Here is a 25,157-nt window from a genome sequence, read left to right as displayed (position 1 = left end):
GCACCCGCGGCCGCGCCGGTCAAGGGGCCGGTGGCCGGTCGGTGTTCAATGAGCCCCGGCGACGGGCACCGCGGGCGTGGCGGGCGCGGCCGGCCGGGGCATCGGACGCGGCGGCAGCGCCATCAGCGCCAGGCCGAGCACCGCCCACAGGCCGAGCACCGTCAGCGGGACGGCCACGGCGGCGCCGTCGAAGTAGACCACGCTGCGCACCAGTTCGAGCGCCGACCGGGTGGGCAGCACGTAGCCGAGCGCCGCGTACCAGGGCTCGATGAAGGCGGCGCCGAACGGGCCGCCGCTGGCCGGCAGGCCGATCGGGATGAACAGCACGGCCGCCGCGATCACGCCGCGCGGCCCGAAGCGGCGCATCAGGCCGTTCACCGCCACCGAGACCAGGAAGATCACCGCAGCGGAGACGGCCAGGAGACCGAGCGGGGCGCCGGTGAGCGCGCCGAGCAGCCCGTCGACGACCCAGGTGAGCGCCAGGCCGCCGGTCACCGCGCCGAGCGCGAGCGCCGCGAGCCGCAGCCCCCGGTGCATCATCGGCTGCATGCGCATGGTGAGCACGGTCGTCGCCAGCGCGGTCAGCAGCAGGCCCAGCACGTAGAACATGCCGGACACGCCGGAGGAGTCGCCCTCGGCCAGCGGCCGCACGTCCTCGACCGCGAGCGGCCGTCCGGCGGCGCGCTGCATCAGGGCGGTGAAGTGCGGGGCCGCCGTGTCGCCGCCCGCGCTGGCGACCAGCAGGCGGCCCTCGCCGGCCAGGTAGGCGGCCTCGACCTCGCGCCGGAGCACCGCCGTCCGCGCGCCGGCCGCGTCGGCGTAGGGGCGCGCGTCCACGGCCCCGCCCGCGGCCTGCTCCAGGCGGGCGGCGTCGGGGCCGACCACGGCGAGCGGCACCCCGTGCGGAACCGGGTGGTGCAGCGCTCCGACGAACGAGCCGATGATCACGGCGCCGACGACCGCGGACACCAGGTAGGCGACCGCGACTCGAACAGCGGGATTCTTCATGACGCTCCTCAGTTGTCCACCCGGCTCAGGTCCTGGCGGCGGCCCGCACGACCGGCGCCGCCGCCCTCACCTTGCCGGTTAGAGCGCGCGCTAAGTCAAGGCGTCGGACTCGGATCTGGCCCGCGAATGTTCCAGGAAGTTGAACGTCATCACCACGAGCACCAGGGCGGCCACCGACAGCAGCGCCGGCGCCTGCAACGCGATCGGGATGATCGCCAGGCTGGCCACCGGCATGGCGAGCTGCGGCCCCGACCACTTGCCGAAGATGTGCCAGCGGGCGTAGCAGAACGTCGCGAAGTACAGGGCGCAGCCGCCGAACAGCAGCGCGGTCACGGGGGCGGCGAAGACCTGGCCCGGATGGGAGACGACCTCGGCCATGCCCACCGCCATCGCCATGATCGACCCGATGAAGGCCAGGTGGCCGTAGGAGAAGACGCGCCGGATCAGGTCGGTGCGGATCACGGCCTCGTCCAGGGCCTTGGGCAGCGACTCGGCGGCGAAGATGAAGTACACCCACCACAGCGCGCAGGCCAGCACGAACGTCGCGGCGACCGCGCCGATCGAGCCCACGGCGAGCGGGCGCGCCGCCGACGCCTGCGCGCCGATGGCCAGGATCGGCTCGCCCATCGCGATGATCAGCAACAGGCCGAACCGCTCGGGTAAGTGATGGGGGTGGAAGTTGACCCGCACCAGGTGGCTGCGGGTCAGCACCGGCGCGGCCAGGTCGATGGCGGCGGCCGCGGCCCAGACCCACACCCGGGTGCCGCTGTCGAGCAGGCCCCCGGCCAGCAGCAGCGGCCCGGTCACGCACACCGAGAGCGTGAACGGGTTGACCAGCTCGAACGGCCGGCCGCGGAAGTACAGCGCGGCCAGCAGCGAGCGCTGGGCGAAGTAGGCGGCGCCGAACATCAGCCCGCGCTCCTCGTAGGCCAGGGGGGTGGCCAGCGCCATGAACAGCCCGCACAGGCTGAGCGCCAGGATGCCCAGCCGGTCGGGGGTGTTGTTGACGTCGCGGGTGTTGGCGTGCACCGCCATGCCCACCCAGGCCCAGTACGTCGGCACCAGCACGACGACGGCCTGCCCCACGCTGCCCCAGCCGTGGCCGCGGTGGAGCAGGTCGGACAGCTGGGTGACGGCGAACACGAAGACCAGGTCGAAGAAGAGCTCGACCCAGGTGACTTGCTTGTCTGCTTTCGGCTTCATCGAGCGGTGTGACTCCTCGTACGTCGTGCGGGTGCTCACGCGGGCAGCAGCGCGGGCTCGGCGCCCGCGGCCAGCCGCCAGCGCACGTCGAAGGCGTAGGCGGCCGAGGCCAGCGTGACGTGGTGGTGCCAGCCGTGGAAGGAACGGCCCTCGTAGTCGAAGAGCCCGAAGCCCCCGGCCAGCTCGCCGATGGCGTGGGCGGCCCGCCAGCGGGACTTGGCCAGCGCGACCAGCTCCTGCGCCGGCACGGACATGTTCGTCAGCCAGAACGCGCGCGGCCGCGGCCGGCCGAGCGGCCACTCCACCAGCACCCTGCGCGAGCGCGCCTGCTCGTCGGAGACCGGCAGGAGGACGAACTGCGAACGCAGCGACCGCCCCCGCGGCCCCTCCCACCAGGCCACCGTGCGCCGCTCCGCCCCGGCCGCGGCCTGCGCCGCCTCGGCCAGCGAGACGCGGGCCCGCGGGCCGCCCCCGCGCACCACGCTCATCGAGGCCCTGACCCGGTGGCGGGCCTCGACCTCGACGACGTAGTCGAGGCCGCGGTCCTCCAGGCCGCGCAGCAGGTCGGCGACGCCCCGGACGTGGGTGAGGTCGGCCACCAGCGGCGCGACGGGCGTGCCCCAGTCGAGCGTCAGGTCGTCGACCAGGTCGATCACGTGCTCGCCGAAGGGCCGGTGCCGCTCCTGGTCGGGCACGTGCGCGCGGGCCCGCCGGTCGTGGTCGGCCTCCCACGACTGCGGCAGGCACAGCCGCCAGTTGACCGGCACGGCGGCCTCGCCGGAGGTCATCAGCACGGCCGCGCCCACCTGGCAGTTGACCGTGCGGCCCAGGCCGCGCACGTACTGGCGCTCGACGCCCGCCGACCAGCGGCCGTGCTTGGCGAAGGCCACCTCCTCCACCAGCCACGCGGCCGGGGGCGCGCCGGTCGCCAGCACGTCGGCGACGGTGCGGCGGACCGGGCGCGGGTCCCAGCGGCTCTGGTTGACGAACTGCTGGAGCGACTGGCCGTTGTGCGGGCCGCCCACCTCGTCGGCGATGCGCTGGATGGACTTGCGCCCGCCCGCGTGCAGCAGCCCCAGCACGTACGACTCGGCCGCGCTACGCTGGTCGGAGCGCGGCAGCGAACCGAATATCGTACCGAAGAATTCCGCGAACTCTTCGCGCTCGTTCACCGCGAGTTCTCTCATGACCGCCCCTCACCTGCATTAGAGAAGATCCGTAATGGCGAACGCGGTCAGGATCGCAGTTAAGTTTTGGTTCGCACAAGAGAGTAACACCAAGGTGGCAGCGGAGCTGTCCTGGAGTATTAAAGGGAGTACTCCAGGAGGCATCTACCGGGTGCTCATCGATAACCCGGTATTACATCACACGCGGCCCCAGTCAGGTGTGCGGGTAATGCACTTGCCGCCCGATGAGTCTGGAGTGCACTCTTGCATCCACCGGAATCATGTGATCATATGATGCGGGGATCTGCGCCGGTGACAGAGTAAGGCGACACACACTACGGGGGATGACCAGTGCAGTGCAACATCCAGCCCACGGTTGTGATAGCCGAACGGATCGAGGCCCATAAGGCTGCGATCTTGGCACAGCTGTGCGGCGAAATTGAAGAATCAACTTCCGGGGCCGCCGCGGGCGAGTGCGCGGAGTTGGCGGAAGAGCTCCTCGACCTGATGGTGGCCCGGCTCAAGGCCAGTACGGACCGCTCCGCGGGGACCCTGGCCGGGTCAATGGACGGCGGCCGCGGCGACGCCCGGGAATGGCGGCGAATTTCCCGCGACCTGCACGACCGGGTGGGCCACGAGATCAGCGTGGCGAGCCGGCAGCTGGAGCTCGCCGAAATCGGTCACGCACGTGGTACGGACGGTTTCCCGGTGCATGTGAAGGAGGCGAAGGCCGCGCTGCTGCGAGCTCACCAGGAAATCCGCGACGTCATATCCGACCTGCGCGTTCACGCCCATTGGCCGGGAATGGAGCAAGCGCTTGTGCGGCTCATGACTACCATTGTGGACCCGCGGCTGGAGCACCGCATCACCCTTATCGGCGATGTCGACGGCCTGCCTCCGCGCATTCGGGACGAGTTATTCCTGATATTACGCGAAGCCATTACCAACAGCATCTCCCACGCGGCCGCCGACCTGCTCGAAGTGTGCGTCAAGATTGTGCACGACCGGATCACAGCAATTGTGCGGGACAATGGCCGGGGTTTCTCGGGCTGGCGCGCGAAACATGGGAACGGCCTGACCTCCATGCGCGAGCGCGGGGTCGCTCTGGGCGGCCTGGTGACCATAGAGAGCACCCCCGGGAAGGGCACCGAGGTCGTCTTCCGTGCCCCTGTCCGGGCTGTCCGGGACGAGCGGCCGAAGGAAACATCGGATGCAAAGAGAAGGCAGCATTGACGTCCTCATCGCCGACGACCACACGATCCTGCGGGAGACGCTCAAGCAGACGCTGGAGCTCGAACCCGACCTTCGTGTCGTCGCCACCGCGGGGGACGCGCGCGCGGCGGTGAAGTCGGCCGAGGCGCTGCGGCCGGACGTCGTGGTGCTCGACGTGGAGATGCCCGGCGACGGCGTCGTGCGCACCACCACCCACATCCACCGGGTCTCGCCCCGCTCCCGCGTCATTGTGCTGAGCATGTACGACGACCCGGTGCTGGTGCAGGAGCTCATCGCCCACGGCGTGCGCGGCTACCTGCTCAAGAGCGTCGGCCGGGAGGAGCTGGTGCAGGCCATCCGCGGCGTCTGCGCGGACGCCGAGCGGGTGGTCCTGTCGGTGTCGCGGGAGAGCCTGATGATGTCCGGCCGGCCGCGCGCCGGCAAGCTGTCCGAGCGGGAGCTGAGCGTGCTGTCCCTGGCCGCCCAGGGCCTCAGCAACGCCCAGATCGCCACCCGGCTGATGATCGCCGAAGGCACGGTCAAGCGTCACCTGCGCAACATCTTCACCAAGCTCGACGCCACCTCCCGCCTCGACGCCGTGAACAAGGCCATGGCCGCGTCACTGCTGACGCTCTGACGCCTCCTCCGCCACCGGCCGCCTCACTGCTGACGCCCTGACGCCTCCCCTCCGGGCTCCCCGGGGACCAGCCAGAGCGTCGCCAGCGGCGGCAGCAGCACCTCGGCGACCGCACCCCCCTCCGGGCAGGTGACCGAGCCCAGGTTGCCGAGGTTCCCGCCGCCGTAACAGGCGGCGTCGGTGTTGAGCGCCTCGTGCCAGCGCCCGCCGGAGGGGAGCGCCAGCCGGTGCCCGTGACGCGGCGCCGGCGACAGGTTGCTCACGCACACCAGCGGCGCCCCCCACCGGTCCCAGCGCACGAAGGAGTAGACGCTGGAACCGGCGTCGTCGGCGTCGATCCAGGAGAAGCCGCCGGGGGAGCAGTCCAGCCGCCACAGCGCGGGGGTCGCGGCGTAGCGCCGGTTCAGGTCCCTGACCAGGTCCCGCACGCCCTTGTGCCGGGGGTCGCGCAGCAGCGCCCAGTCCAGCTCCCGGTCATGGGACCACTCGCTCCGCTGCGCGAACTCCTGGCCCATGAACAGCAGCTTCTTGCCCGGATGCGCCCACATGAAGGCCAGGTACGCGCGCAGGTTCGCCAGCCGCTGCCACTCGTCGCCCGGCATCTTCCCGGCCAGCGAGCCCTTGCCGTGCACCAGCTCGTCGTGGCTGAGCGGCAGCACGAAGTCCTCCGCGTACGCGTACGTCAGCCCGAACGTCAGCGCGTGATGGTGGTACGGCCGGTGCACCGGGTCGCGCCGCATGTAGCCGAGCGTGTCGTGCATCCAGCCCATGTTCCACTTGAAGTCGAACCCCAGCCCGCCCGCGGACGCCGGCCGGGTCACCCCCTCCCACGCCGTGGACTCCTCGGCGATCGTCAGCACCCCCGGGCAGCGCCGGTGGACGGTGTCGTTCAGCTCCCGCAGGAACGCGATCGCCTCCAGGTGCTCCCTGCCGCCGTGCGCGTTGGGCCGCCAGGCGCCGTCCGGGCGGGAGTAGTCCAGGTAGAGCATCGAGGCGACGGCGTCCACGCGCAGCGCGTCGACGTGGAACTCCTCGCACCAGTACAGGGCGTTGGCGATGAGGAAGTTGCGCACCTGCGGGCGGCCCAGGTCGAAGGTGAGCGTGCCCCAGTCGGGGTGCTCGCCGCGCAGCGGGTCGGGGTGCTCGTACAGGGGGCCGCCGTCGAAGCGGGCCAGCGCCCAGTCGTCGCGCGGGAAGTGCGCCGGCACCCAGTCGAGTATCACCCCGATCCCGGCCAGGTGCAGCGCCTCGACCAGGGCGCGGAAGTCGTCCGGGGTGCCGTAGCGGGAGCTCGGCGCGTAGTAGGAGGAGATCTGGTAGCCCCACGAGCCGCCGAAGGGATGCTCGGCCACCGGCATGAGCTCCACGTGGGTGAAGCCCATGCCGCGCAGGTACCCGGGAAGCTGCTCGGCCAGGTCGCGGTAGGTCAGGCCGCGCCGCCAGGAGCCCAGGTGCAGCTCGTACACGCTCATGGGCGCCTCGCGGGCCGGGCCGTCGCCGCGGGCCGCCAGCCACGCGCCGTCGCGCCAGCGGTGCCGCGAGGTGAACACCACCGACGCGGTGCGCGGCGGGTGCTCGGCCGCCAGGGCCAGCGGGTCGGCCTTGCGCCGGGTACGGCCGTCCGCGCCGGTGATCTCGTACATGTACCGGCAGCCGTCGCCGGCCCCGGGCACGAACAGCTCCCACAGGCCGCCGCCGGGCGCCCGGCGCAGCGCGTGCCCGGCGCCGTCCCAGCCGTTCAGGTCGCCCACCAGCCGCACCTCGCGCGCGCCCGGCGCCCACACGGCGAACGACACGCCCGCCACGCCGCCCACCGTCCGGGTGCGCCCGCCCAGCGCCCGCCACAGCTCCTCGTGCCTGCCCTCGCCGATGAGGTGCAGGTCCAGCTCGCCCAGCACGGACGGCCCCCCGCCGGTCAGGACGTCCATCACCGCTCCACCGTCAGGATGTGCGCCGGCTGGCCGGACGGGTCCAGCCGCACGAAGTTGCGCGCCCCCCACTGGTAGACCTCGCCGGTCAGCTCGTCGCGCACCCGGAAGGACGGCCCGAGGTCGGGCAGGTCCAGCGTCACCGTGGCCTGCCGCACGTGGTGCGGATCGAGGTTGACCACGACGATCACGGTGTCCTCGCCCGCCTGCTTGGCGAAGCAGAGCACGGCGTCGTCGTCGGCGTGCTGGAAGCGCAGGTTGCGCAGCAGGCGCAGGGCCGGATGGCGGCGCCGGATCCGGTTCAGCGCGGCCAGGAAGGGCGCCAGCGTGCCGCCCCCCGACCAGTCGCGCGGCCGGTACTGGTACTTCTCCGAGTCCTTGTACTCCTCGCTGCCCGGCGCGGCCGGCTCGCGCTCGCACAGCTCGAACCCGGCGTACACGCCCCAGGCGGGGGAGGCCGTCGCGGCCAGCGCGGCCCGCACCCGGAACGCGGCGGGGCCGCCCTCCTGGAGGTAGGCGTGCAGGATGTCGGGCGTGTTGACGAACAGGTTCGGCCGCATGTACGCCGCCGCCTCCCCGGCCAGCTCGCCCAGGTAGCTCTCCAGCTCCGGCTTGGCGTTGCGCCAGGTGAAGTAGGTGTAGGACTGCTGGAAGCCGACCGCGGCCAGCGTGTGCATGATCGCCGGCCGGGTGAACGCCTCGGCCAGGAAGACGACGTCCGGGTCGGTGCGGTTGATCTCGGCGATCAGGCGTTCCCAGAAGAACACCGGCTTGGTGTGCGGGTTGTCCACCCGGAAGATCCGCACCCCGTGGCCCATCCAGTGGCGCAGCACCCGCAGCGACTCGGCCAGGATGCCGCCGGGGTCGGCGTCGAAGGAGATCGGGTAGATGTCCTGGTACTTCTTGGGCGGGTTCTCGGCGTAGGCGATGCTGCCGTCGGGCCGGTGCTCGAACCACCGCGGGTGCTCCCGTACCCACGGGTGGTCGGGCGAGCACTGCAACGCGAAGTCCAGCGCCACCTCCAGGCCCAGCTCGAGGGCCCTGGCCACGAAGAAGTCGAAGTCGTCGATCGTCCCCAGGTCGGGGTGGACGGCGTCGTGCCCGCCCGCCGCCGAGCCGATCGCCCACGGCGAGCCGGGGTCGTGCGGCCCGGCGATCGGCGAGTTGCCCGGCCCCTTGCGGTTGGTCCGGCCGATCGGGTGGATCGGCGGCAGGTAGACCACGTCGAAGCCCATCGCCGCGACGGCGGGCAGCCGCTCGGCCGCGGTCCGGAAGGTGCCCGAGCGCGGCGGCCGGCACCCCGTGGGGTCCACCACGGCGCCCTCGGAGCGGGGGAAGAACTCGTACCAGGCCCCATAAAGCGCCCGTTCGCGCTCCACCAGCAGCGGCAGGTCCTCACCGGCCGTCACGTGGTCGCGCAGCGGCCGGCGGGCCAGCGTCCGCAGCACCGGCTCGGCCAGCGCGATCGCCAGCCGCGCCTCGGGGTCCAGCTCGCCGTCGCGCAGCGTCGCGGCGGCCACGCGCAGCAGCCGGGCGTCGGCGGGCGGCACCTCCGGCTGGGCGGCGGCCCTGGTCAGCAGCCGGGCGCCGGCCTCCATCGTGACGGCCACGTCGATCGCGGCGGGGATCTTCACCTCGGCCACGTGCAGCCAGGTCGCCACCGGGTCGCTCCACGCCTCCACCCGGAACGTCCACTCGCCCTCCCGGTGGGCGGCCACCTCGGCCGCGTACCGGTCGGAGCCCTGGGCGACGGCCGCCATCGGGATCCAGGCGGCCTGCTTGCCGTCGGGGTCGGTGAGCACGACGTTCGCGCCCACCACGCCGTGCCCCTCCCGGAACAGCGTCGCCGACACCTCGAACGGCTCGCCCGGCACCGCTCGCGCGGGCCGGCACCCGCCCGCCACGACGGGCCGGACGCCGACGACGGGCACCCGGCCCGCGGCGATCTCGGAGATCTCGGTCAACACCAGCGTCTCAGTCATGTGTCACGCGTCCTGCAGGTCGGCGATGGTCTCGATCGAGGTGCCGGCGGCGGCCTCGCAGTGCGCCGGCACGGTCAGCCCCGGGTACACCGTCACCCCGGACAGCCGCACGCCGGCCTGAACCGTCACTCCGTTGCCCAGCGCGCTGTAGCCGCTCAGCACGGTCACGCAGTCCACGAACGACTCCACCCTGGCCATCGTCCCCACGTGCGTGTCGGTGAGGCGCGCCCAGGGCCCGATGATCGCGCCGTCCAGGCAGGCCACCCGCTGCAACCGGCACCCGGTGTGCAGGTCCACGCCGTCGCCGATCGCGGAGTCGGAGACGACCACGCCGGGGCCGATCTCGACGTCCCGGCCGATGTGCACGTTCGGCCCGATCCTGACCAGGCCCGCGCTGATCTTCTCGGCCAGCGTCATGCCCGACGTCGCGTCCCGCTGGCGCAGCGAGGACTCGTGGATGCGCACGTTGCCCGGGCAGGCCCGCAGCATGCCCTTGAGCACGTGCGGGTAGCCGCCGCTCAGCGCGTCGGTCAGCGTGCCGAGATAGTCGCGCAGGTTGCCCAGGTCGCCCAGCTTGGCGATGGGCGCGATGCCGACCCGGTGCCCGGCCTCCACCAGCCACGGGAGCAGGTCGTGCCCCCAGTCGAGCCGGTGGCGGGCCAGCTCGGCCAGCCCCGGCTCCCCGGCCAGCTTCCGCAGCCGCCCGCAGTCGACCAGGTAGAGCCCGGCGTTGACGGGCACCCGGGCCGGGTCGGCGGCCAGGGCCTGCACCTCGGCCAGCGGTGGCTTCTCCACGAAACGCCGGATCCGCCCGGAGGCGTCCGTGACCATCGTGCCGTACTTGCCCGCCACCTCCTCGGCCGGCCGCTCGACCACGGCCACGGTGACCACCGCGTCGCTGTCGCGGTGGCGGCGGACCAGCTCCTCCAGGTCGAACTCGAACAGCGAGTCGGTCGGGAAGACCAGCGCCAGCCCGTCGAGCTGCCAGTAGTCCAGGCTGCTCAGCGTCGCCTCGCCGGAACCGGTGTTGGTCCAGTCCATCCGGGGCCGCGAGTAGCGCACCCGCACGCCCAGCCCCTCGCCGTGGCCGAGCACGTCCTTGGCCTGGTAGCGGTTCTCCCGGCCGTTGGCGATGAGGTAGAAGTCGCTGACCCCCTGGTCGCGCAGGGCCATGATCTGCCATTCGATGACCGGCCGTCCGGCGAAGCAGACCGTGGCCTTGCTCCGCAGGTGGCCGGGGGCCTCCAGGGTGAGCGGCCGGGCCCTGAGACCCTGTCCGCCCGCCAGTGCGATTCCGGCGATCTCGTTCATTGTCCGTACTTCCCCGTGGGTGTCCTACGTAGGGCGATCATGGTGATGTCGTCGAACTGCTCGGCGGACCCGATGTGCGCGCTGATCTCCCGTTCGAGCCTGTCCAGCAGGTCGTCCGCGCCGGTGGCGGGCTGCGAGACGAGGGTCAGCATGAGCTCCTCGCTGAAGAAGCGGCCGGACTCGTCCCTGGCCTCGGGCACGCCGTCGGTGTAGGCGAACAGCAGGTCCCCCTGGTCCAGGTGGGCCCTGCCGACCTCGAAGACGGAGTCGGGCACCAGCCCCAGCGCCGGCCCGGTGGGACGCAGCAGGGTGTGGCCGCCGCCCGCGTGGCGGATGATGGGCGGGTTGTGCCCGCAGTTGATGTAGACCAGCGCGCCGGTGACCGGGTCGAGCACGCCGAAGAACAGCGTGGCGAAGTAGCCCTGGCGCAGGTGGTTGGCGGTCAGGTAGTCGTTGGTCGCGATCACCGCGCGCAGCAGCGGCGTGGCGTCGTCCTGGACGGGGTCGGCCTCGCCGGTCCCCACATGGGCGGCCGTGTGCCGCAGCAGCGTCCTGATCAGGGCCATGAACAGGGCGGCGCCGACGCCCTTGTCGCACACGTCGGCCACCACCAGCCCGATCCGCGACCCGCCCAGCAGCTCCAGGGCGTCGTAGAAGTCCCCCGCGACCTCCCTGGCCGGCTGGAACCGGACGGTGAGCTGCCAGCCGGCGCGGGCCGGCAGCGCGTCGGGCAGGAAACCCGCCTGGATCTCCCGCCCGATCTGCAGCTCGCGCTCGTACTTCAGCAGCGCCTCCTCCTCGGCGCCCGGGAAGCGGCCGAACACCTGGCCCGCCCGCAGCCTGCGGTGCAGCAGCTCCGGCACGAAGGGCGGGACGACGTAGTCCAGCCCGGCCAGCACGTGCGGTTCGAGCTGACGCAGGTCGCCGTCGGTGAACGCGACCACGACGGGAGGCCGCGCGCCGGCCTGGACGACCCGCGTCACCTCGCGCACGACCTCCACGTCGAGGCTCGCGTTCACCAGCAGCAGACCGGTGGGCGGAGGCGCCTCGGCCAGCAGCTGCTCGGGGGTGCGCCTGGCCACGGGAGCGCCGTCGGCGGCCAGCAGCAGGCACAGCTCTTCCGCTGCTGGTGATGGGCCACTGACGACGAGGGTCACCTCCGCATCCATCGGTACCTCCTAGACGCGGTTCATGATGATGGTCGTCTGGTTACGACCCGAGCTGTACTCGTAGCGGACCTGGTCGGCGACCGTACGGGCCAGGTAGACGCCCAGCCCGCCCGGCCGGCGCTCGCCCAGCGGCCGTTCCAGGTCGGGAACGGCCTCGTAGGCGGTCGGGTCGAACGGCGGCGCCGAGTCGGTCAGGCGCAGCCACACCCGGCCCGGCTCCACCCCGCCGGTCAGCTCCAGCTCGCCCGTCCGGTCGCGGTGGCCGTGCGTGATGATGTTGACGATCAGCTCCTCGGCGGCCAGCCGCAGCCAGTGGGCGCGCGTGCGGGTCAGGCCGCCGAGCGCGCTCAGCGTCTGCACGTAGGCCATCAGCTCGTCCAGCGACTCGGGCTCGGCGGGGAGCCTGAGCCGCTGCATCGCCTGCCTACTCGGGGATCGCATCGCTGAAGTCCACGCTGTGGTGGAAGCCGACCAGCCGGATGGTCTGCTCGATGGCGTCGTTGGCGCCGACCAGCACGATGCGCACGTCGTCGGCCAGCTTCTGCCGGGCGAACACCAGCCCGCGCAGCCCCGCCGAGGACATGTAGCTGAGCTGCGACATCTCCAGCACCAGCAGCTCGGCCGCGGCCTCGGCCGCGCGCTCCACCTCCCTCCTGAAGGTCTCGGCGGTCAGGGCGTCCAGCTCGCCCTCCAGCGTGATCAGTGCGGTGCTGCCGTCGTGGGTCAGGATCGCGTTGAACGACATGGGATCTCCTTCGGGGATTTCAGGGATGGGCGCGGCCGACCAGCGCGACCGCGGCCCGCGGGCCGACGACGATCCGCCGCTGGTCGGCCAGCGGCGGCTCCTGGCCCGGTGAGTGGACGTCGCCGGGGGCGGCGGCCGCGGTGTCGGCGAACAGGTGCCACACCGCGCCGTCCGGCAGCGCGGGCAGCTCCAGCTCCCGCGCCTGCCAGTGGGTGTTGGCGGCCAGGTACAGGTGCTCCTCGCCGCCGCCGGCCGCCGGGCCGCTGCGCAGCATCGCCACCAGCGTGCTGTCCGGCGACCAGTCGGGCTCGCCGGCCCGCTCGCCGTGCCAGGACACCCGCGGCAGCCCGGCGCCCTCGTCGCCGCACGGGTGGCGGCGGTCGCGCACCATCGGGTGCGCGGCGCGGAAGGCGACGCACTCGCGCACGAACCGCAGCAGGCCGCCGTTTCGCTCGGTCAGGGCCCAGTCGAACCACGACAGCGGGCCGTCGTGGCAGTAGGCGTTGTTGTTGCCCTGCTGGGTGCGGCCGACCTCGTCGCCGGCCAGGATCATCGGGATGCCCTGGCTGAGCAGGAGCAGCAGCATCGCGTTCCTGGCCTGCCGCCCGCGCAGCGCCAGCACCTCGGCGTCCCGCGTCGGGCCCTCGGCGCCGCAGTTCCAGCTCTGGTTGTCGTCGCTGCCGTCGCGGTTGTCCTCGCCGTTGGCCTCGTTGTGCTTGCCGTTGTAGGCGAACAGGTCCGCCAGCGTGAACCCGTCGTGGCAGGTGACGAAGTTGACCGAGGCCAGCGTGCCGCGGGAGGCGTACAGGTCGGGCGAGCCGACCAGCCGGGTGGCCAGCTCGCCGGCCGAGCCGGGGTCGGCCTTCAGGAAGCGGCGCAGCGCGTCGCGGTAGCGGCCGTTCCACTCCGACCAGCGCTGGTAGCCGGGGAAGGAGCCCACCTGGTACAGGCCGCCGGCGTCCCACGCCTCGGCGATCAGCAGGCAGTCGCGCAGCAGCGGGTCGTGGGCCAGCGTCTCGATCAGCGGCGGGTTGGCCAGCGGCGCGCCGTCCTGGCCGCGGTCCAGGATCGCGGCCAGGTCGAAGCGGAAGCCGTCGATGTGGTACTCGCCGGCCCAGTAACGCAGGCAGTCGAGCACGTAGTCGCGCACCACCGGGTGGTTGCAGTTGAAGGTGTTCCCGGTGCCGCTGAAGTTGTAGTAGTAACCCTCCGGCGTGAGCATGTAGTACGTGCCGTTGTCCAGGCCGCGGAAGTGGATGGTCGGGCCGTTCTCGTTGCCCTCGGCCGTGTGGTTGAAGACCACGTCCAGCACCACCGCGATCCCGGCCCGGTGCAGCTCCTTGACCAGGTTCTTGAACTCGTCGGACTGCATGCCGTACCGGCCGGTGGCCGCGTAGCCGGCCTTGGGCGCGAAGAAGCCCAGCGTGGAGTAGCCCCAGTAGTTGTACAGGCGCTCGCCGGTGACCGGGTTGACCCGGCTCATGTCGAACTCGTCGAACTCGAAGACCGGCATCAGCTCCACGCAGTTGACGCCGAGCGCCTTCAGGTAGGGGATCTTCTCGATCAGCCCCGCGTACGTGCCCGGCGCCGACACCCCCGAGGACGGGTCCGCCGTGAAGCCGCGCACGTGCAGCTCGTAGACGACCAGGTCCTCCGGCGCGACGCGCAGCGGCCGGTCCTCCTCCCAGTCGAAGTCGTCGGAGACCAGCACCGACCGGTAGGGGTAGGGGTCGTCCCAGTCGACGTCGGCGCCCCACACGTCGCGGCCCGACATGACCCTGGCGTACGGGTCGGCCAGGATCCTGCCCGGGTCGAACCGGTCGCCGGGGCCCGGCGTCTCCGGGCCGGCGACGCGGTAGCCGTACTCGACGCCCTCGTGGTCCAGGCCGAACACGGTCATGGCCCACACGCCGCCGATCCGGTACTCGCCGGGGAAGGGCAGCTCGGCGAACGGCTCCCGCTCCCCGCGCCGGAACAGCACCAGCGAGACCGCGCTCGCGCCGCTGGAGTAGACCGAGAAGTTCACCCCGCCGGGCACCAGCGTGGCGCCGAACGGCATCGGATGGCCCGCCCGCACCCCGAACCCCTCCAGCTCGGCCGTCGGGAAGGAGTCGATCCGGCCCGGCACGCCCTGCGTCTCCACACTCATGTGGCCTCCTCCCGGGGCTCGGCGGCCCGGACGATCTCCAGCGCGTCCGCCACGCAGTCGGCGACGACGAAGAAGCGCAGGAACCCGGTCGCCGCCATCACCCCGCGCAGCTCGGCCGACAGGCCCACCAGGGCGATGAAGCTGTCCAGGGTCCGCGCCTGCCGGTAGACCAGCAGCATCGTGCGCAGGCCCGCGCTGGACAGGTAGCTGACGCCGGTCAGGTCGAGCAGCACCGGCCGGCTGTCCGGCAGCAGCGACAGGATGCGCTCCTGCGCCGCCGGGGCCGACCTGCTGTCGAGCTGGCCGGTGAGCCCGATCACGGTGACCGGGCCGATCGTGTCCGTCGTGATCTCCATGGCCGGCACGCTCACTCCTGCACCGGGGTCAGCGTCACCTTGACGCGCAGCGCCTCGGTGGACTCCGGCAGCTCCACGGTCATCGCCACCGGGTCCAGCACCTCGTACGGCTTGCCGTCCACCTCGGCCTCGGTCAGCAGCACCCGCCCGGCCGGCAGCAGGTCGGGCGCGACGCGCAGGATGCGGTCGGCGTCCGGGCCCGGCTTGAAGTGCAGGGTGAGCGGCTGCCGGGTGACCAGCAGCCGCGTGTACACGGTCGCCAGATAGCACAGCTCGGAGGAGTGGTACATGCTCATCGAGTGGCTGCCCTTGAACCGCTCGGTCCCGAGCAGGTACGGCAGGCCGTTGGCCAGCACGTTGAAGTAGACCGCGCCCTCGTCGTGGTCGAGGAAGAAGGCGTTGTAGAAGCCCGCCGCCTGCCGCGCCTGCTCCAGGTGGTCCTCACCGCCCAGCTCGCCGGCCACGATCAGGTACGCCAGGATCGCCTGCTCCTGCTGCCACCACGCCTTGCGGTCGTGCCAGGCGAAGCGGTGCCACCGCTGGCCCTCGGCCCGGTGCCGCTCGACGACGTCGTACCAGCCGCCGCGCTGCTGGTCGCTGCCCACCGCCGGCATGGTTCGGGCCAGGTGCTCGGCCAGGTCGCGGTAGGCGTCCTTGGGGCGGGCGCCGTGCATGCGCATGAGGTTCCAGGCGATCTTCAGGTTGTGCCCGACGACCGCGCGGTCCTGCTGCCAGCCGTGCGTCAGGTCGTGGCTCCAGTCGTCGTGGAAGCGCTCGTTGACGAACGGGCTCGACGGCTCAGGGAAGTGCTCGACGATCGTGTCGAAGGTGCGCTCCAGCATCTCCAGGTGACGCTCGTCGCCGGTGGCCAGGTAGTAGTTGATCAGGTAGGCCGGGGCGTGGTCGCCGATGGAGTTCCAGTTCTTGCGCGACTGGTTCGGCCCGAGCGACTCGTGGTGCGGGCTGAGCAGGATCGGGTCGACGTGCGAGTAGTAGCCGCCGCGCCGGTGGTCGCGGAAGAACTTCTCGAACAGCCGCAGCGTGGCGTCGGCGTCGGAGGCGATGCGCTTGTCGCCGGTGACGCGGTAGGTCTGCGTCGGGCCGGCCAGGGCGTAGATCTGCTCGTACATCGGGATGGCGTCGTAGTCGTCGCCGAACTCCGAGGTGAACAGCTTCTTCTCGTGCTCGCCGTCCACCTTGATGCCGTGGTACCAGTACACGACGTCGTTCTCGGGGTCCACGAAGCGCATGTGCTCGCGCAGGTAGCGGGTGCCGCGCTCGGCGACCTCCAGGTAGGCGTCGTCGCCGGTCAGCAGGTACGCCGAGGCCATGCCGTACACCAGCCGCGAGATCGTGTCGGTCTCCTGCACGTGGCTGGCGGTCTTGTCGCCGCCCAGGCGCAGGATCGTCCGGTAGTCGCGGAAGTCGACCGGCCCCTGCCCGAACTGGGCGCGGCGGTAGAACGCGGCGATCTCGTCGAGCTGGTTGATCCACCAGTCGGGCTGCTCGAACCGGTACTCGCCGGCGCCGCGGCCCAGGAAGATCAGCCGCTTGGCCGAGAAGACCGGCTCCTCGCCCTCGGGGTAGAAGATCCCGTAGACGAACAGGTGGCGGCCCGGCGTCAGCATGTCGCGCACGTGGTCGCCCGCGTCCACGTACGGCTCGCCCAGGTTGCGCAGCACCTCGGCCGAGACCTCGCCGTCCAGGCGCACCTCGACCGTGCGGCCGTCGATGGTCGCCAGCCGGAAGGAGCCGGAGCCGGCGTCGAACCGTTCGACCCGCCCGGCCACGGTGTCCATGAAGGTGAAGTTCATCGTTGCTCCTACAGCGTCTCGGCGAGCTGGCCGATGATGGTGTGGGCGAACAGATGGCAGTGGTACACGCTGCGCCCGGTGATCAGGTTGCCGTCGATGACCACGTCCTGGTCCACGTACTCGGCGCCCATGTTCCGCACGTCGCCCACGAGGTTGTTGTGCGCGACGACCTTGCGCCCGCGCATCGTCTCGGGGGCGGCGGCCATCAGCCACAGGCCGTGGCAGATCACGCCCGTGATGATCGACGGCTCCTCCAGCGCCCGCCGCACGAACGCGGTGGCCGGCGCCAGCCGGTTGACGTCGTCGGTGTAGCGCAGCCGGTCCGAGACGATCCCCGAGGGCACGATCACCGCGGCGTAGGAGCGCAGCTCACGGTCGCTGATGCCCTCGAACCCGCGGTCCACGGTGAACGGCACCCGCCACTCGTGGCCGGTGAAGGTGATCGACGGCTGCCCCCACAGGCGGGTCATGAAGTGCACCTCGGCGCCGGCCTCGGCGAAGCGCCGCTCGTAGTAGAAGATCTCCGGCTCCACGTAGTCGCTCTCCATCAGGACGGCGACCTTGCGGCCGTTCAGCGCCGCGCCGGCCCGTGGCTCGATGCCGCTCACAATGGCCTCCCCGGTTCGGTGACGAGGTCGATGAGGAAGGGGCCGTCGTGGCCGAGCAGCCGCTCGACGGCCTCCTCGATCTGGTCGGCCTTCTCCACCCGCAGCCCGTCCACGCCGCAGCCTCTGGCCAGGTCGGTGAACTGGAGGTCGGGATGGGAGAGGTCGAAGGAGCGAGGAAAGCGGTGACCGGGGATGCCCCGGCCGCGCCAGTACTCCTCGATGTTGTTGTCCAGCAGCCGGTAGCTGTGGTTGTTGCAGATCACGAACTTGGCGGCGATGTCGTACCGGACGGCGGTGGCCAGCGCCTGGAAGGTGTACATGCTGCCGCCGTCGCCGGTGAAGCCGATCACCGTGCGGTCCGGGTGGGCGAGCTTGGCGCCGATCGCCCCCGGGATGCCCACGCCGAGCGAGCCGCCGCGGGTCAGGAACCAGCTCCCCGGCCCGCGCGGCGGGAAGTAGGAGCCGATCACGCCGGAGGCGGTCAGCCCCTCGTCGAAGACGATCACGTCCTCGGGGGTCCGCGCCGCCAGCTCGCGCATGAACGCGTCGAGTATCGAGTCCTCGGCCGGCGCCGGGCCGACCCGCTGCTGCTGCGCGGCCGTCCGCCGGGCCAGCCGGGCCGCCGCCGCCTGCCGGTCGGCCCGGCTCAGCGTGCCCTCCAGCTCCGCCGACAGCGCCGCCAGCGTGAGCCGGGGGTCGGCCACCAGGCCCAGCGTGACCGGGTGGTTCTTGGCGATCTCGTACGAGTCCAGGTCGATGTGCACGATCCGCGCGTCCTTGCCGAACGGGCTGCTCAGCGACGGGAACACCTCGGGGAACAGGTACGTGCCCACCACCAGCACGGCGTCGGCGTCCTTGACGGCGTCCGCGCTGACCTGGCCGAACATGTGGCCGAGCTGGCCGCGGAAGAGCGGGTGGCGGCCGTCCATGTTCGCCTCGGAGAACTCCACGCCCCACACGTCCGCGCCGAGCTGCTCGGCCACCCGGGTCAGCTCCGCCTGCGCGCCGGAGACCGACACGCCGTCGCCGGCCAGGATGATCGGCGACCGGGCGCCGGACAGCAGCTCGGCGGCCCGGCGGACCAGCTCCGGGGCGGGCAGCGCGGCCGAGTGCGGCACCACCGACGGCTGGACCGGCTCGTGGTTGGGCTGGTCCAGCACGTCGAGCGGGAGCGCCACGAACACCGGGCCGCGCGGCGGCGTCATCGCCAGCTTGACCGCCCGGCGCAGCACCCGCAGCACCGAGCCCGGGTCGATCACGCGCATGGCGTGCTTGGTGACGGGCCGGGCCATGGCCACGAGATCGGCGGCCATCTGGGCGTCCATCGCGTCGTAGCCGACCCCGGCCTCACCGGCGACCACCACCAGCGGGGAGTGCCCCCGCTTGGCCTGGTACAGCATGCCGATCGCGTTGCCCAGCCCCACGCCGCTGTGGAGCTGCAGCAGCGCGGGGCCGCCCGTGGCGCGGGCGTAGCCGTCGGCGATGCCGGCCGCCACCGTCTCCTGCAGGGTGAGGATGTAGTGGAAGTCCTCGAAGCCCTCCAGCGCGTCGAGGAAGCCCTGCTCGACCGTCCCCGGGTTGCCGAACATGTACGTGATGCCGTCGCTGAGGAACTGCTCGATGATCGCGGTGTTGCCGTCCCTGGCCATGGCCCGCCATCACCAGCCGAAGCGGCGCAGGCCGCCCTCGAGCACTTCGACGATCTTCTGCCCGGTCAGGAACGAGTCGGGCGTGGAGCGTCCGGTGACGAACGGGAAGTCCACGATGACCGAGGTCTCCCTGCCGAAGTTGCCGATGTAGCGGCCCTGCGGCCCGGTGGCGTCCCGCAGGATGTACTCCAGCGGGTACGGCGGCGGCCCCATGTTGAAGTCGGGCACGCCGAGGAACCCGGTGCCGTCCTTGTAGTCGTACTCCTTGCAGTGGCCGGTGACGTGCTTGCCCCAGATGATGCTCTTGCGGTCCTCCCAGTCGCGGGCGAAGGCCAGGCAGGCCACGCCGTAGCACTCCGCGGCCACCGGCTTGCCCGCCCGCACGAACGCCAGCACGATCTCGTGCACCCGCTCGTTGTTGGCCAGGTCCACGATCGGCCCGCTGCCGCCCACGATCAGCACCGCGTCGTAGGGCACCAGCTCGGCCTCCAGCTTGGCCACCGCCCGGTGGTAGGACTCCAGCCGGCGCAGGTAGTCGGGGCTGCTGGTGTAGGGACGCTCGGGCGCCCAGGCCGACAGGTTGAGCGGGTTGGCCAGGCGGCCCGACTCGTCCAGGTCGCGGGTCAGCTTGGCCACCTCGGGCGTGGTGACCGAGCGGCCGAGCGGCGGGTCGACGTAGTCGGGGTCCATGCTGGGCGGCAGGGCGTGCGGCTGCTTGCCGGTCGGCGTGGCGAACACGACGTCGTAGCCGCGCTCGTCGAAGGCCGACAGCGGGCCGACGAGCTCCTCCCCCCAGTAGCCGAACTCCGAGAGGATCACGAGAACGCGCTTGGTCATGCCGACTCCCCGGGAATGATCCAGTTTTCCTTGCAGGTCATGGAGAACACGTGGGCCGGGTCGGCGATCGCCTCCAGCTCCGGCTTGACCCGGCGGGCGTGGTGGGCCGAGGCCAGCGCGGCGCGCAGCGCGTCCACGTCGTCGAACCAGAGCTGGTCCACGGCGTCGAAGCCGGCCTCGCCGAAGGTGTACGCGCCGTCCACGGTGTGGCAGTGCAGGTGCCTGCGCAGGCCCGGCAGCCCGGCCACCGCGGCGGCGTAGGACTCCAGGGACTGCTTGCGGTAGGTGTCCAGCGGCATACCGGGCCGCCGCTTGATCAGCGTGGTGACCTTCACCCAGCTGTCCGGCCGCGGCCTGGGGCCGGGCACCAGCTCGTGGGCGACGGTGTCGACCACGATCGTCGACCAGAACGCCGCCCAGTTGGGCTCGTCCAGCCGGGCGCCCTGGAGGAACTCCTCGCTCTGCAGCGAGGCGAGCTGCTCCTCGGCGCCGGCCAGCCAGATCTCGGCGATGCCCTGGTGCGGCAGCGCCGGCCGGCCCACGTCGCCGTCGAAGGGGATGCGGGTGTCGACCAGGTACTGCCTGATCTGCTTGATCTTGCTCGCGTACTTCACCGCGTGCACGTTCACCCAGTAGTCCTGGAACTGCTGGACGGTGAAGCCGGGCTTGGGGGCGCCGAAGATGAACTGGTGGATCATCGGGTGGCCTCCTGTCGGGCCGGGAGGAAGTCCGCCGCGACGAACTCGGCCGCGCGCTCGCCGATCATCACGGTGGTGGTGTGGGGGTTGGCCGAGACGATCGTCGGCATGATCGAGGCGTCGGCGACGCGCAGCCCCTCGACGCCGCGCACCCGCAGCCGGGTGTCCACCACGGCCAGGCTGTCGGAGCCCATCTTGCAGGAGCCGGCGAAGTGGTAGTACGAGCCGACGTTCTCCGTCACCCAGGCGGTGAGCTGCGCCCGGGTGCGCACGTCCGGGCCGGGGGCGACCTCGGTCAGCCCCCAGTCGCGCCGGAAGGCCGAGCTGGCGTAGATGTCGCGGGCGATCTGCACCATCGTCACCGTGCGCTCCAGGTCCGAGCGCTCGGCGAAGTAGTTCGCGCTGACCCGCGGGTAGGCCGTCGGGTCGGTGCCGGCCAGCCGTACGCTGCCCCGTGACAGCGGGCGGACCAGCCCCGGCAGGGTGAGCACGATCTTCGGGTCGACCAGCTCGCGCACCGGCGTCAGCGGCTGCCCGGTCTCCACCCGCTTGATGACGTTGGCGAAGAACTGGTCGCCGAACGGCGCCCGGTGCACCAGGCAGATCTCCATGTCGGGCACCGGCAGCCCCGGCTCCGACCCCCAGAACAGGCCGACCTCGGTGACCTGCCCGCGCGGGTCGGGCGCGGCCTCCTCCATGTACCCGATCGGGCCGATGACCAGCGGGTGGTCGTGGAAGTTGGCCCCCACGCCGGGCAGGTCGGCGACCACCGGGATGCCGAGCGCGGCCAGCGCCCCGGCCTCGCCGATGCCGGACAGCTGCAGCAGCTTGGGCGACTGGATCGCGCCCGCGCTGACGATCACCTCGTGCGCGGCCCGGACGGTCCGCAGCTCGCCGCCCTTGAGGTACTCCACGCCCACGCAGCGCTCGCCCTCGAACAGCAGCCGGGTGGCCAGCGCCCCCACCTCGACGCTCAGCCGCTCCAGCGCCGGCTCCAGGTAGGAGGCGCGCACCCCGCAGCGGGTGCCCTTGCCGGCGTCGATGTCCATGTCGATGTCGACGTGGTGCCAGCTCACCCCGAAGCTGTCGGCGTTGAAGTCCTCGACCTGCGGGTAGCCCAGCTCCACGCAGGCGTCCACGAACGTCTGGGAGACCGGGTTGCCCATGTCCCGGGCGTTGACGATCTTGATGGGGCCGTCGTGGCCCGCCGTGGGGTTGGTCGCGTCCCGCTGGCCCTCCAGGCGCTGGAAGTAGGGCAGGACGTCGGCGAAGGACCAGCCGGGGCAGCCGTCGTAGGCCCAGGCGTCGAAGTCCGCCGGACGGCCACGCGTGTGGATCATGTGGTAGACGTTCGAGGTCCCGCCCAGGCCGCGGCCCGCCGCCGAGTAGACCTGGCGCCCGCCGAGCCCCGGCTGCGGCTCGCTCATGTACGCCCAGTCCAGCTCGGTCAGCAGCACCTCGTTCCACCGGCTCGGGTCCTCGACCGCGTCCGTGACCTTCGTGTCGCCCGCCTCCAGGACCAGCACGCTGGCCCCGGGCAGCTCGCTCAGCCGGGCGGCGATGACCGACCCGGCCGTGCCGCCGCCGACGACGACGAAGTCGAAGCTCTGTGTCATCTCAGCTCACCTCCGCGCCGATGCGGCGACCAGGTCGGCGGCCTTCTCGGCGATCATGATCGTGGCCGCGTTGGTGTTGCCCCGGGTGATGACCGGCATGACCGAGGCGTCGGCCACGCGCAGCCCGTCCACGCCACGGACCCGCAGGTCGGGCTCGACGACCGCCTCGTCGTCGCGGCCCATCCGGCAGGTGCCGGCCGGGTGCCACACGGTCGAGGCGCTGGCCCGCACGTACTCGGCCAGGGCGGCCTGGCTCGTCACGCCGGGGCCGGGGGCCAGCTCCCGCCCGCGCAGGGAGTCGAAGGCCGCGTCCGAGACCAGCTCCCTGGCCAGGACGACGGCCTCGGTCAGCAGCCGCAGATCCGCGGCGGCCTCCAGGTAGTGCGGGTCGATCAGCGGACGCAGCGGGTCGCCGGGGCGCAGCCGCACCTCGCCCCTGCTCTGCGGCTGCAGCAGGATCGGCGCGAAGGTGAACCCCGGGCCGTCCGTCCTGTACCGGTCGTCGATGAACTGCACCGGGCCGAAGAAGAACTGCAGGTCCGGCCCGTCGCCGCCCAGGACGTTGGTGAACAGCCCCGCCTCGGCCAGCAGCTCGGGGAAGGGCAGCTCGCGCAGGCTCTCGTAGCCGATGCCGAACAGCACGTGGTCCTGCAGGTTGCCGCCCACGCCCGGCAGGTCGGCGACCACCTCGACGCCGTGCTCGCGCAGGTGCGCGGCCGGGCCGAGGCCCGAGCGCAACAGCAGCGCCGGCGAGCCCAGCGCGCCGCAGGCCACGACGACCTCCTGCGCGGCCGTGGCCCGCTGCGCACGGCCGTCCTTGACGTACTCCACGCCGGCGGCCCGGCCGCCCTCGAACGTGAGGCGGGTGACGACGGCGCCGGTCTCCAGCGTGAGACCCGGCTCGCCGAGCACCGGCGCCAGGAACGCCTCCGACGTGCTGGACCGGCGGCCGTCCTTGTCCCGGGTGGACTGGTAGAAGAAGGCCAGGCCCTCCTGCCGCGGGCCGTTGTAGTCGCCCGTGCCGTCGGCGCGGCCGCGGGCGATCGCCGCCCGGACGAACGCGCGCGAGGCGTCCGACGGCGAGCCGTAGTCCACGACCTTCAGCGGGCCGCCGCCGCCCCGGTACTCAGGCGAGCCGCCCGGGTAGTCCTCCGAGCGCCTGAAGTAGGGCAGCACCTCGTCGTAGGACCAGCCGTCGTTGCCCAGCGCGGCCCAGCCGTCGAAGTCGCGGCGGTTGCCCCGCACGTACATCATGGCGTTGACCGAGCTGCCGCCGCCCGTCACGCGGCCCTGCGGGATGGGCACCACCCGGCCGCCCAGCTCCCGCTGCGGGGTGCTGGCGTAGTCCCACACGAACTCCGGCGAGCCCCACATCGACGTCATCGACGGGACGTCGGTCCGGTGCACGCACTCGGCGTCGTCCGGGCCGCCGGCCTCCAGCAGCAGCACCCGGCAGCCCAGCGCGTCCAGCAGCCGCCTGGCCAGGACGCACCCGGCGCTGCCCGCGCCCACCACGATGTAGTCGTAGGCGCTCACGACGGCTCCAGCAGCCGGGCCCGCTCCAGCGCGGGCAGCAGGTCGCCGACCAGGAACTCCAGGTAGTGCTGCCCCCACATCGTCCGCCAGAGCGGGAAGGTGGCGTCGAAGGCGTCGCCGCGCAGGTCGGCCAGGCGCTCCTCCAGCTCCCACACCACGCCGTTGAAGTCGGCCTCGGAGAACGGCAGCCCGTGCCCGGCCGCGGCGGCGATGACCTCCGCCTTGCTCTTGGCCTTCAGCGACTCCAGCACGTCGGGGCGCGAGCCCGCCAGGCGCAGGAACGCGATCAGGTTCGTCCCGCTCATGCCACCGGCCGCCTCTCGTCGGCCGCGAACCCGCGCAGCTCCTCCTCGCCGAACCTGGCCACCACGTGATCGAGCAGGTAGTCCAGGTAACGCCTGCCCCACATGTGCCGCCAGAGCGTGCTGCCGCCGTCGACGGACTCGCCGTCCTTGGCGACGATGACCTCGATCTCCAGGGCCCCGACCACCGACACCAGCTCCTCGGCGGTGAACCGGAAGCCCTCGTCGGAGGCGTGGAACAACAATTGACTGAGATTTCTCGCGCTATACTCAGCGCGTCTTTGCGGATTCTCCCGGAGGTCGCCGAGGAATCTCACGAATTCGCTCTTCGCCATTGGCACCACCATTTCGTCCGGCGCTACGGATGAATCATGTTCAGCCGCCGGAAAACGCGTCAACGCGCCGCCTGGCGGTGACCGGGCGGTATGGAGGTAGCCGGTCCCATTCCGTCAAGTCCGAACCCGCATTCACCGGAATTCCAGCGAATGCACTTGACTTGGATCGCGCTCGAAGGGCGACAATGATCGGTATGAGTCAGAGCCTGACGATCGCGGAAGTCGCAGCCGAGACCGGCCTCAGCGCCCACGCGCTGCGCTATTACGAGAAAGCCGGCCTGATGCGGGAGACGCCGCCGCGCGGCGGCAACGGGCACCGCCGCTACACCGAACGTGATCTGGCCTGGATCCGCTTCCTGACCAGGCTGCGCGGCACCGGGATGTCCATCGCCGACGTCCGCCGCTACGCCGAGCTGGTCCGCGCCGGCGAGAGCACCACCGCCGAGCGCAAGCAGATCCTGCTCACCCACCGCGAGGAGGTGGCCAAGCGCATCGACCAGCTCAAGGACGACCTGGCCGCCATCGACTACAAGATCGACATCTACGAGAAGCTAGAGGAGAAGTACCAGCTGTGACCGCGCCGCCGCGGCCCGACAGCGAGCCCGGCCAGGCCGCCTTCGGCCCCCGCTTCGTCACGGCGGTCTCGGTCGGCTCGCTGCTCAACCCGATCAACTCCTCGATCATCGCCATCGCGCTCGTGCCCATCGCCCACCACTTCGGCGTGGGCGCCGACGCCACGTCCTGGCTGGTGTCGGGCCTGTACCTGGCCACCGCCGTGGGGCCGCCCGGGGGGGGGGGGGGGGGCGCCCCGCGGCGGCCCCCCCCCCCCCCCCCCGCCCGGCGGGGGCCGGGGGGGGGCGGCCGGGGGGGCGGGGCGCGGGGGGCGGCCCCCCCCC

Annotated in this window: 23 protein-coding genes and 1 pseudogene; 4 read left to right on the top strand and 20 right to left on the bottom strand. The window is 72.0% G+C overall.

Features of this window, described 5'->3' with window-relative positions; all coding sequences use genetic code 11:
* Nucleotides 1-45: 45 nt before the first annotated feature.
* From ACIBQ8_RS49450 to ACIBQ8_RS49440, 3 genes are all read right to left on the bottom strand, one after another.
* On the bottom strand, nucleotides 46-1,008 hold the full coding sequence (locus ACIBQ8_RS49450) for a hypothetical protein (RefSeq protein ID WP_397195683.1): 963 nt from the start codon (nucleotides 1,006-1,008) through the stop codon (nucleotides 46-48).
* Between the two features lie 90 nt (nucleotides 1,009-1,098).
* Entirely contained in the window at nucleotides 1,099-2,211 is a 1,113-nt protein-coding gene (locus ACIBQ8_RS49445; RefSeq protein ID WP_397179046.1) for a low temperature requirement protein A, read from the bottom strand.
* A 35-nt stretch (nucleotides 2,212-2,246) separates the two neighbouring features.
* On the bottom strand, nucleotides 2,247-3,398 hold the full coding sequence (locus ACIBQ8_RS49440; protein ID WP_397179047.1) for an IS701 family transposase: 1,152 nt from the start codon (nucleotides 3,396-3,398) through the stop codon (nucleotides 2,247-2,249).
* Between the two features lie 330 nt (nucleotides 3,399-3,728).
* Between ACIBQ8_RS49440 and ACIBQ8_RS49435 the strand changes: the two genes are divergently transcribed.
* Together ACIBQ8_RS49435 and ACIBQ8_RS49430 are read left to right on the top strand one after the other, a co-directional pair.
* Nucleotides 3,729-4,610 (top strand): sensor histidine kinase, encoded by an 882-nt coding sequence (locus tag ACIBQ8_RS49435; RefSeq protein ID WP_397195682.1) that lies wholly within the window; start codon nucleotides 3,729-3,731, stop codon nucleotides 4,608-4,610.
* The gene (locus ACIBQ8_RS49430; RefSeq protein ID WP_358297574.1) at nucleotides 4,588-5,226 is read left to right on the top strand and encodes a response regulator transcription factor; all 639 of its coding nucleotides are present in this window, start codon (nucleotides 4,588-4,590) and stop codon (nucleotides 5,224-5,226) included. The genes ACIBQ8_RS49435 and ACIBQ8_RS49430 overlap by 23 nt, the downstream gene beginning before the upstream one ends.
* 23 nt (nucleotides 5,227-5,249) lie before the next feature.
* Here the strand turns inward: ACIBQ8_RS49430 and glgB are convergent, their stop codons facing one another.
* From glgB to ACIBQ8_RS49345, 17 genes are read right to left on the bottom strand one after another with little or no spacing between them, the layout of a single operon-like run.
* A complete protein-coding gene (glgB, locus tag ACIBQ8_RS49425) occupies nucleotides 5,250-7,154 on the bottom strand; it encodes a 1,4-alpha-glucan branching protein GlgB (protein ID WP_397195681.1) in 1,905 nt (634 codons plus the stop codon).
* Nucleotides 7,154-9,136: an alpha-1,4-glucan--maltose-1-phosphate maltosyltransferase gene (locus ACIBQ8_RS49420; protein ID WP_397195680.1), complete on the bottom strand. Its 1,983-nt coding sequence runs from the start codon at nucleotides 9,134-9,136 to the stop codon at nucleotides 7,154-7,156. Before ACIBQ8_RS49420 ends, glgB begins: the two co-directional genes overlap by 1 nt.
* Before the next feature lie 3 nt (nucleotides 9,137-9,139).
* The gene (locus tag ACIBQ8_RS49415; protein WP_397179051.1) at nucleotides 9,140-10,447 is read right to left on the bottom strand and encodes a sugar phosphate nucleotidyltransferase; all 1,308 of its coding nucleotides are present in this window, start codon (nucleotides 10,445-10,447) and stop codon (nucleotides 9,140-9,142) included.
* Nucleotides 10,444-11,616, bottom strand: a complete 1,173-nt coding sequence (locus ACIBQ8_RS49410) for a PP2C family protein-serine/threonine phosphatase (protein WP_397179052.1) — start codon at nucleotides 11,614-11,616, stop codon at nucleotides 10,444-10,446. Before ACIBQ8_RS49410 ends, ACIBQ8_RS49415 begins: the two co-directional genes overlap by 4 nt.
* 9 nt (nucleotides 11,617-11,625) lie before the next feature.
* Nucleotides 11,626-12,057, bottom strand: coding sequence for an ATP-binding protein (locus tag ACIBQ8_RS49405; RefSeq protein WP_397179053.1), 432 nt, complete (start codon nucleotides 12,055-12,057; stop codon nucleotides 11,626-11,628).
* Nucleotides 12,041-12,361 carry an anti-sigma factor antagonist gene (locus tag ACIBQ8_RS49400; RefSeq protein WP_352329001.1) on the bottom strand — a complete coding sequence of 107 codons (321 nt, stop codon included), beginning with the start codon at nucleotides 12,359-12,361 and terminating at the stop codon, nucleotides 12,041-12,043. Before ACIBQ8_RS49400 ends, ACIBQ8_RS49405 begins: the two co-directional genes overlap by 17 nt.
* A gap of 19 nt (nucleotides 12,362-12,380) precedes the next feature.
* Entirely contained in the window at nucleotides 12,381-14,510 is a 2,130-nt protein-coding gene (gene glgX, locus ACIBQ8_RS49395) for a glycogen debranching protein GlgX (RefSeq protein ID WP_397195679.1), read from the bottom strand.
* Nucleotides 14,507-14,866 (bottom strand): STAS domain-containing protein, encoded by a 360-nt coding sequence (locus ACIBQ8_RS49390; RefSeq protein ID WP_358010729.1) that lies wholly within the window; start codon nucleotides 14,864-14,866, stop codon nucleotides 14,507-14,509. The genes glgX and ACIBQ8_RS49390 overlap by 4 nt, the downstream gene beginning before the upstream one ends.
* A gap of 11 nt (nucleotides 14,867-14,877) precedes the next feature.
* Nucleotides 14,878-16,680: an AGE family epimerase/isomerase gene (locus tag ACIBQ8_RS49385; RefSeq protein WP_397179055.1), complete on the bottom strand. Its 1,803-nt coding sequence runs from the start codon at nucleotides 16,678-16,680 to the stop codon at nucleotides 14,878-14,880.
* 8 nt (nucleotides 16,681-16,688) lie between these two features.
* On the bottom strand, nucleotides 16,689-17,288 hold the full coding sequence (locus ACIBQ8_RS49380; RefSeq protein WP_397179056.1) for a DJ-1/PfpI family protein: 600 nt from the start codon (nucleotides 17,286-17,288) through the stop codon (nucleotides 16,689-16,691).
* Nucleotides 17,285-18,937, bottom strand: coding sequence for a thiamine pyrophosphate-binding protein (locus tag ACIBQ8_RS49375; RefSeq protein WP_397179057.1), 1,653 nt, complete (start codon nucleotides 18,935-18,937; stop codon nucleotides 17,285-17,287). The genes ACIBQ8_RS49380 and ACIBQ8_RS49375 overlap by 4 nt, the downstream gene beginning before the upstream one ends.
* Nucleotides 18,938-18,946: 9 nt before the next feature.
* A complete protein-coding gene (locus ACIBQ8_RS49370; protein WP_358297542.1) occupies nucleotides 18,947-19,774 on the bottom strand; it encodes a type 1 glutamine amidotransferase domain-containing protein in 828 nt (275 codons plus the stop codon).
* Entirely contained in the window at nucleotides 19,771-20,472 is a 702-nt protein-coding gene (locus ACIBQ8_RS49365) for an EthD domain-containing protein (protein WP_397195678.1), read from the bottom strand. Before ACIBQ8_RS49365 ends, ACIBQ8_RS49370 begins: the two co-directional genes overlap by 4 nt.
* Nucleotides 20,469-22,088 (bottom strand): GMC family oxidoreductase, encoded by a 1,620-nt coding sequence (locus ACIBQ8_RS49360; RefSeq protein ID WP_397195677.1) that lies wholly within the window; start codon nucleotides 22,086-22,088, stop codon nucleotides 20,469-20,471. Before ACIBQ8_RS49360 ends, ACIBQ8_RS49365 begins: the two co-directional genes overlap by 4 nt.
* A 6-nt stretch (nucleotides 22,089-22,094) precedes the next feature.
* Entirely contained in the window at nucleotides 22,095-23,624 is a 1,530-nt protein-coding gene (locus ACIBQ8_RS49355; protein WP_397179060.1) for a GMC family oxidoreductase, read from the bottom strand.
* The gene (locus ACIBQ8_RS49350) at nucleotides 23,621-23,929 is read right to left on the bottom strand and encodes a Nif11-like leader peptide family natural product precursor (protein ID WP_397179061.1); all 309 of its coding nucleotides are present in this window, start codon (nucleotides 23,927-23,929) and stop codon (nucleotides 23,621-23,623) included. The genes ACIBQ8_RS49355 and ACIBQ8_RS49350 overlap by 4 nt, the downstream gene beginning before the upstream one ends.
* Nucleotides 23,926-24,171 (bottom strand): hypothetical protein, encoded by a 246-nt coding sequence (locus tag ACIBQ8_RS49345; protein ID WP_387682278.1) that lies wholly within the window; start codon nucleotides 24,169-24,171, stop codon nucleotides 23,926-23,928. Before ACIBQ8_RS49345 ends, ACIBQ8_RS49350 begins: the two co-directional genes overlap by 4 nt.
* 284 nt (nucleotides 24,172-24,455) lie before the next feature.
* On the opposite strand from ACIBQ8_RS49345, the gene ACIBQ8_RS49340 reads away from it, so the two are divergent.
* Nucleotides 24,456-24,836: a MerR family transcriptional regulator gene (locus ACIBQ8_RS49340; RefSeq protein WP_352330857.1), complete on the top strand. Its 381-nt coding sequence runs from the start codon at nucleotides 24,456-24,458 to the stop codon at nucleotides 24,834-24,836.
* A pseudogene (locus ACIBQ8_RS49335) lies at nucleotides 24,833-25,157 on the top strand (hypothetical protein); the annotation flags it as partial. The gene ACIBQ8_RS49340 and the pseudogene ACIBQ8_RS49335, both read left to right, overlap by 4 nt.

Source organism: Nonomuraea sp. NPDC049646, assembly GCF_044465525.1.
GTDB lineage: Bacteria > Actinomycetota > Actinomycetes > Streptosporangiales > Streptosporangiaceae > Nonomuraea.
Note: the sequence above shows the minus strand (reverse complement) of the source record. Positions and strands in the feature narration are given on the sequence as shown.

Excerpts from the sequence above, each read along its gene's own strand:
- ACIBQ8_RS49405 (WP_397179053.1), bottom strand. The coding sequence starts at position 12,057 with ATGCGATCCCCGAGTAGGCAGGCGATGCAGCGGCTCAGGCTCCCCGCC.
- ACIBQ8_RS49410 (WP_397179052.1), bottom strand. The coding sequence starts at position 11,616 with ATGGATGCGGAGGTGACCCTCGTCGTCAGTGGCCCATCACCAGCAGCG.
- ACIBQ8_RS49430 (WP_358297574.1), top strand. The coding sequence starts at position 4,588 with ATGCAAAGAGAAGGCAGCATTGACGTCCTCATCGCCGACGACCACACG.
- ACIBQ8_RS49415 (WP_397179051.1), bottom strand. The coding sequence starts at position 10,447 with ATGAACGAGATCGCCGGAATCGCACTGGCGGGCGGACAGGGTCTCAGG.
- ACIBQ8_RS49385 (WP_397179055.1), bottom strand. The coding sequence starts at position 16,680 with ATGAACTTCACCTTCATGGACACCGTGGCCGGGCGGGTCGAACGGTTC.
- ACIBQ8_RS49450 (WP_397195683.1), bottom strand. The coding sequence starts at position 1,008 with ATGAAGAATCCCGCTGTTCGAGTCGCGGTCGCCTACCTGGTGTCCGCG.
- ACIBQ8_RS49360 (WP_397195677.1), bottom strand. The coding sequence starts at position 22,088 with ATGACACAGAGCTTCGACTTCGTCGTCGTCGGCGGCGGCACGGCCGGG.
- ACIBQ8_RS49445 (WP_397179046.1), bottom strand. The coding sequence starts at position 2,211 with ATGAAGCCGAAAGCAGACAAGCAAGTCACCTGGGTCGAGCTCTTCTTC.
- ACIBQ8_RS49365 (WP_397195678.1), bottom strand. The coding sequence starts at position 20,472 with ATGATCCACCAGTTCATCTTCGGCGCCCCCAAGCCCGGCTTCACCGTC.
- ACIBQ8_RS49440 (WP_397179047.1), bottom strand. The coding sequence starts at position 3,398 with ATGAGAGAACTCGCGGTGAACGAGCGCGAAGAGTTCGCGGAATTCTTC.
- ACIBQ8_RS49340 (WP_352330857.1), top strand. The coding sequence starts at position 24,456 with ATGAGTCAGAGCCTGACGATCGCGGAAGTCGCAGCCGAGACCGGCCTC.
- glgB (WP_397195681.1), bottom strand. The coding sequence starts at position 7,154 with ATGGACGTCCTGACCGGCGGGGGGCCGTCCGTGCTGGGCGAGCTGGAC.
- ACIBQ8_RS49375 (WP_397179057.1), bottom strand. The coding sequence starts at position 18,937 with ATGGCCAGGGACGGCAACACCGCGATCATCGAGCAGTTCCTCAGCGAC.
- ACIBQ8_RS49390 (WP_358010729.1), bottom strand. The coding sequence starts at position 14,866 with ATGGAGATCACGACGGACACGATCGGCCCGGTCACCGTGATCGGGCTC.
- ACIBQ8_RS49370 (WP_358297542.1), bottom strand. The coding sequence starts at position 19,774 with ATGACCAAGCGCGTTCTCGTGATCCTCTCGGAGTTCGGCTACTGGGGG.
- ACIBQ8_RS49350 (WP_397179061.1), bottom strand. The coding sequence starts at position 23,929 with ATGAGCGGGACGAACCTGATCGCGTTCCTGCGCCTGGCGGGCTCGCGC.
- glgX (WP_397195679.1), bottom strand. The coding sequence starts at position 14,510 with ATGAGTGTGGAGACGCAGGGCGTGCCGGGCCGGATCGACTCCTTCCCG.
- ACIBQ8_RS49420 (WP_397195680.1), bottom strand. The coding sequence starts at position 9,136 with ATGACTGAGACGCTGGTGTTGACCGAGATCTCCGAGATCGCCGCGGGC.
- ACIBQ8_RS49400 (WP_352329001.1), bottom strand. The coding sequence starts at position 12,361 with ATGTCGTTCAACGCGATCCTGACCCACGACGGCAGCACCGCACTGATC.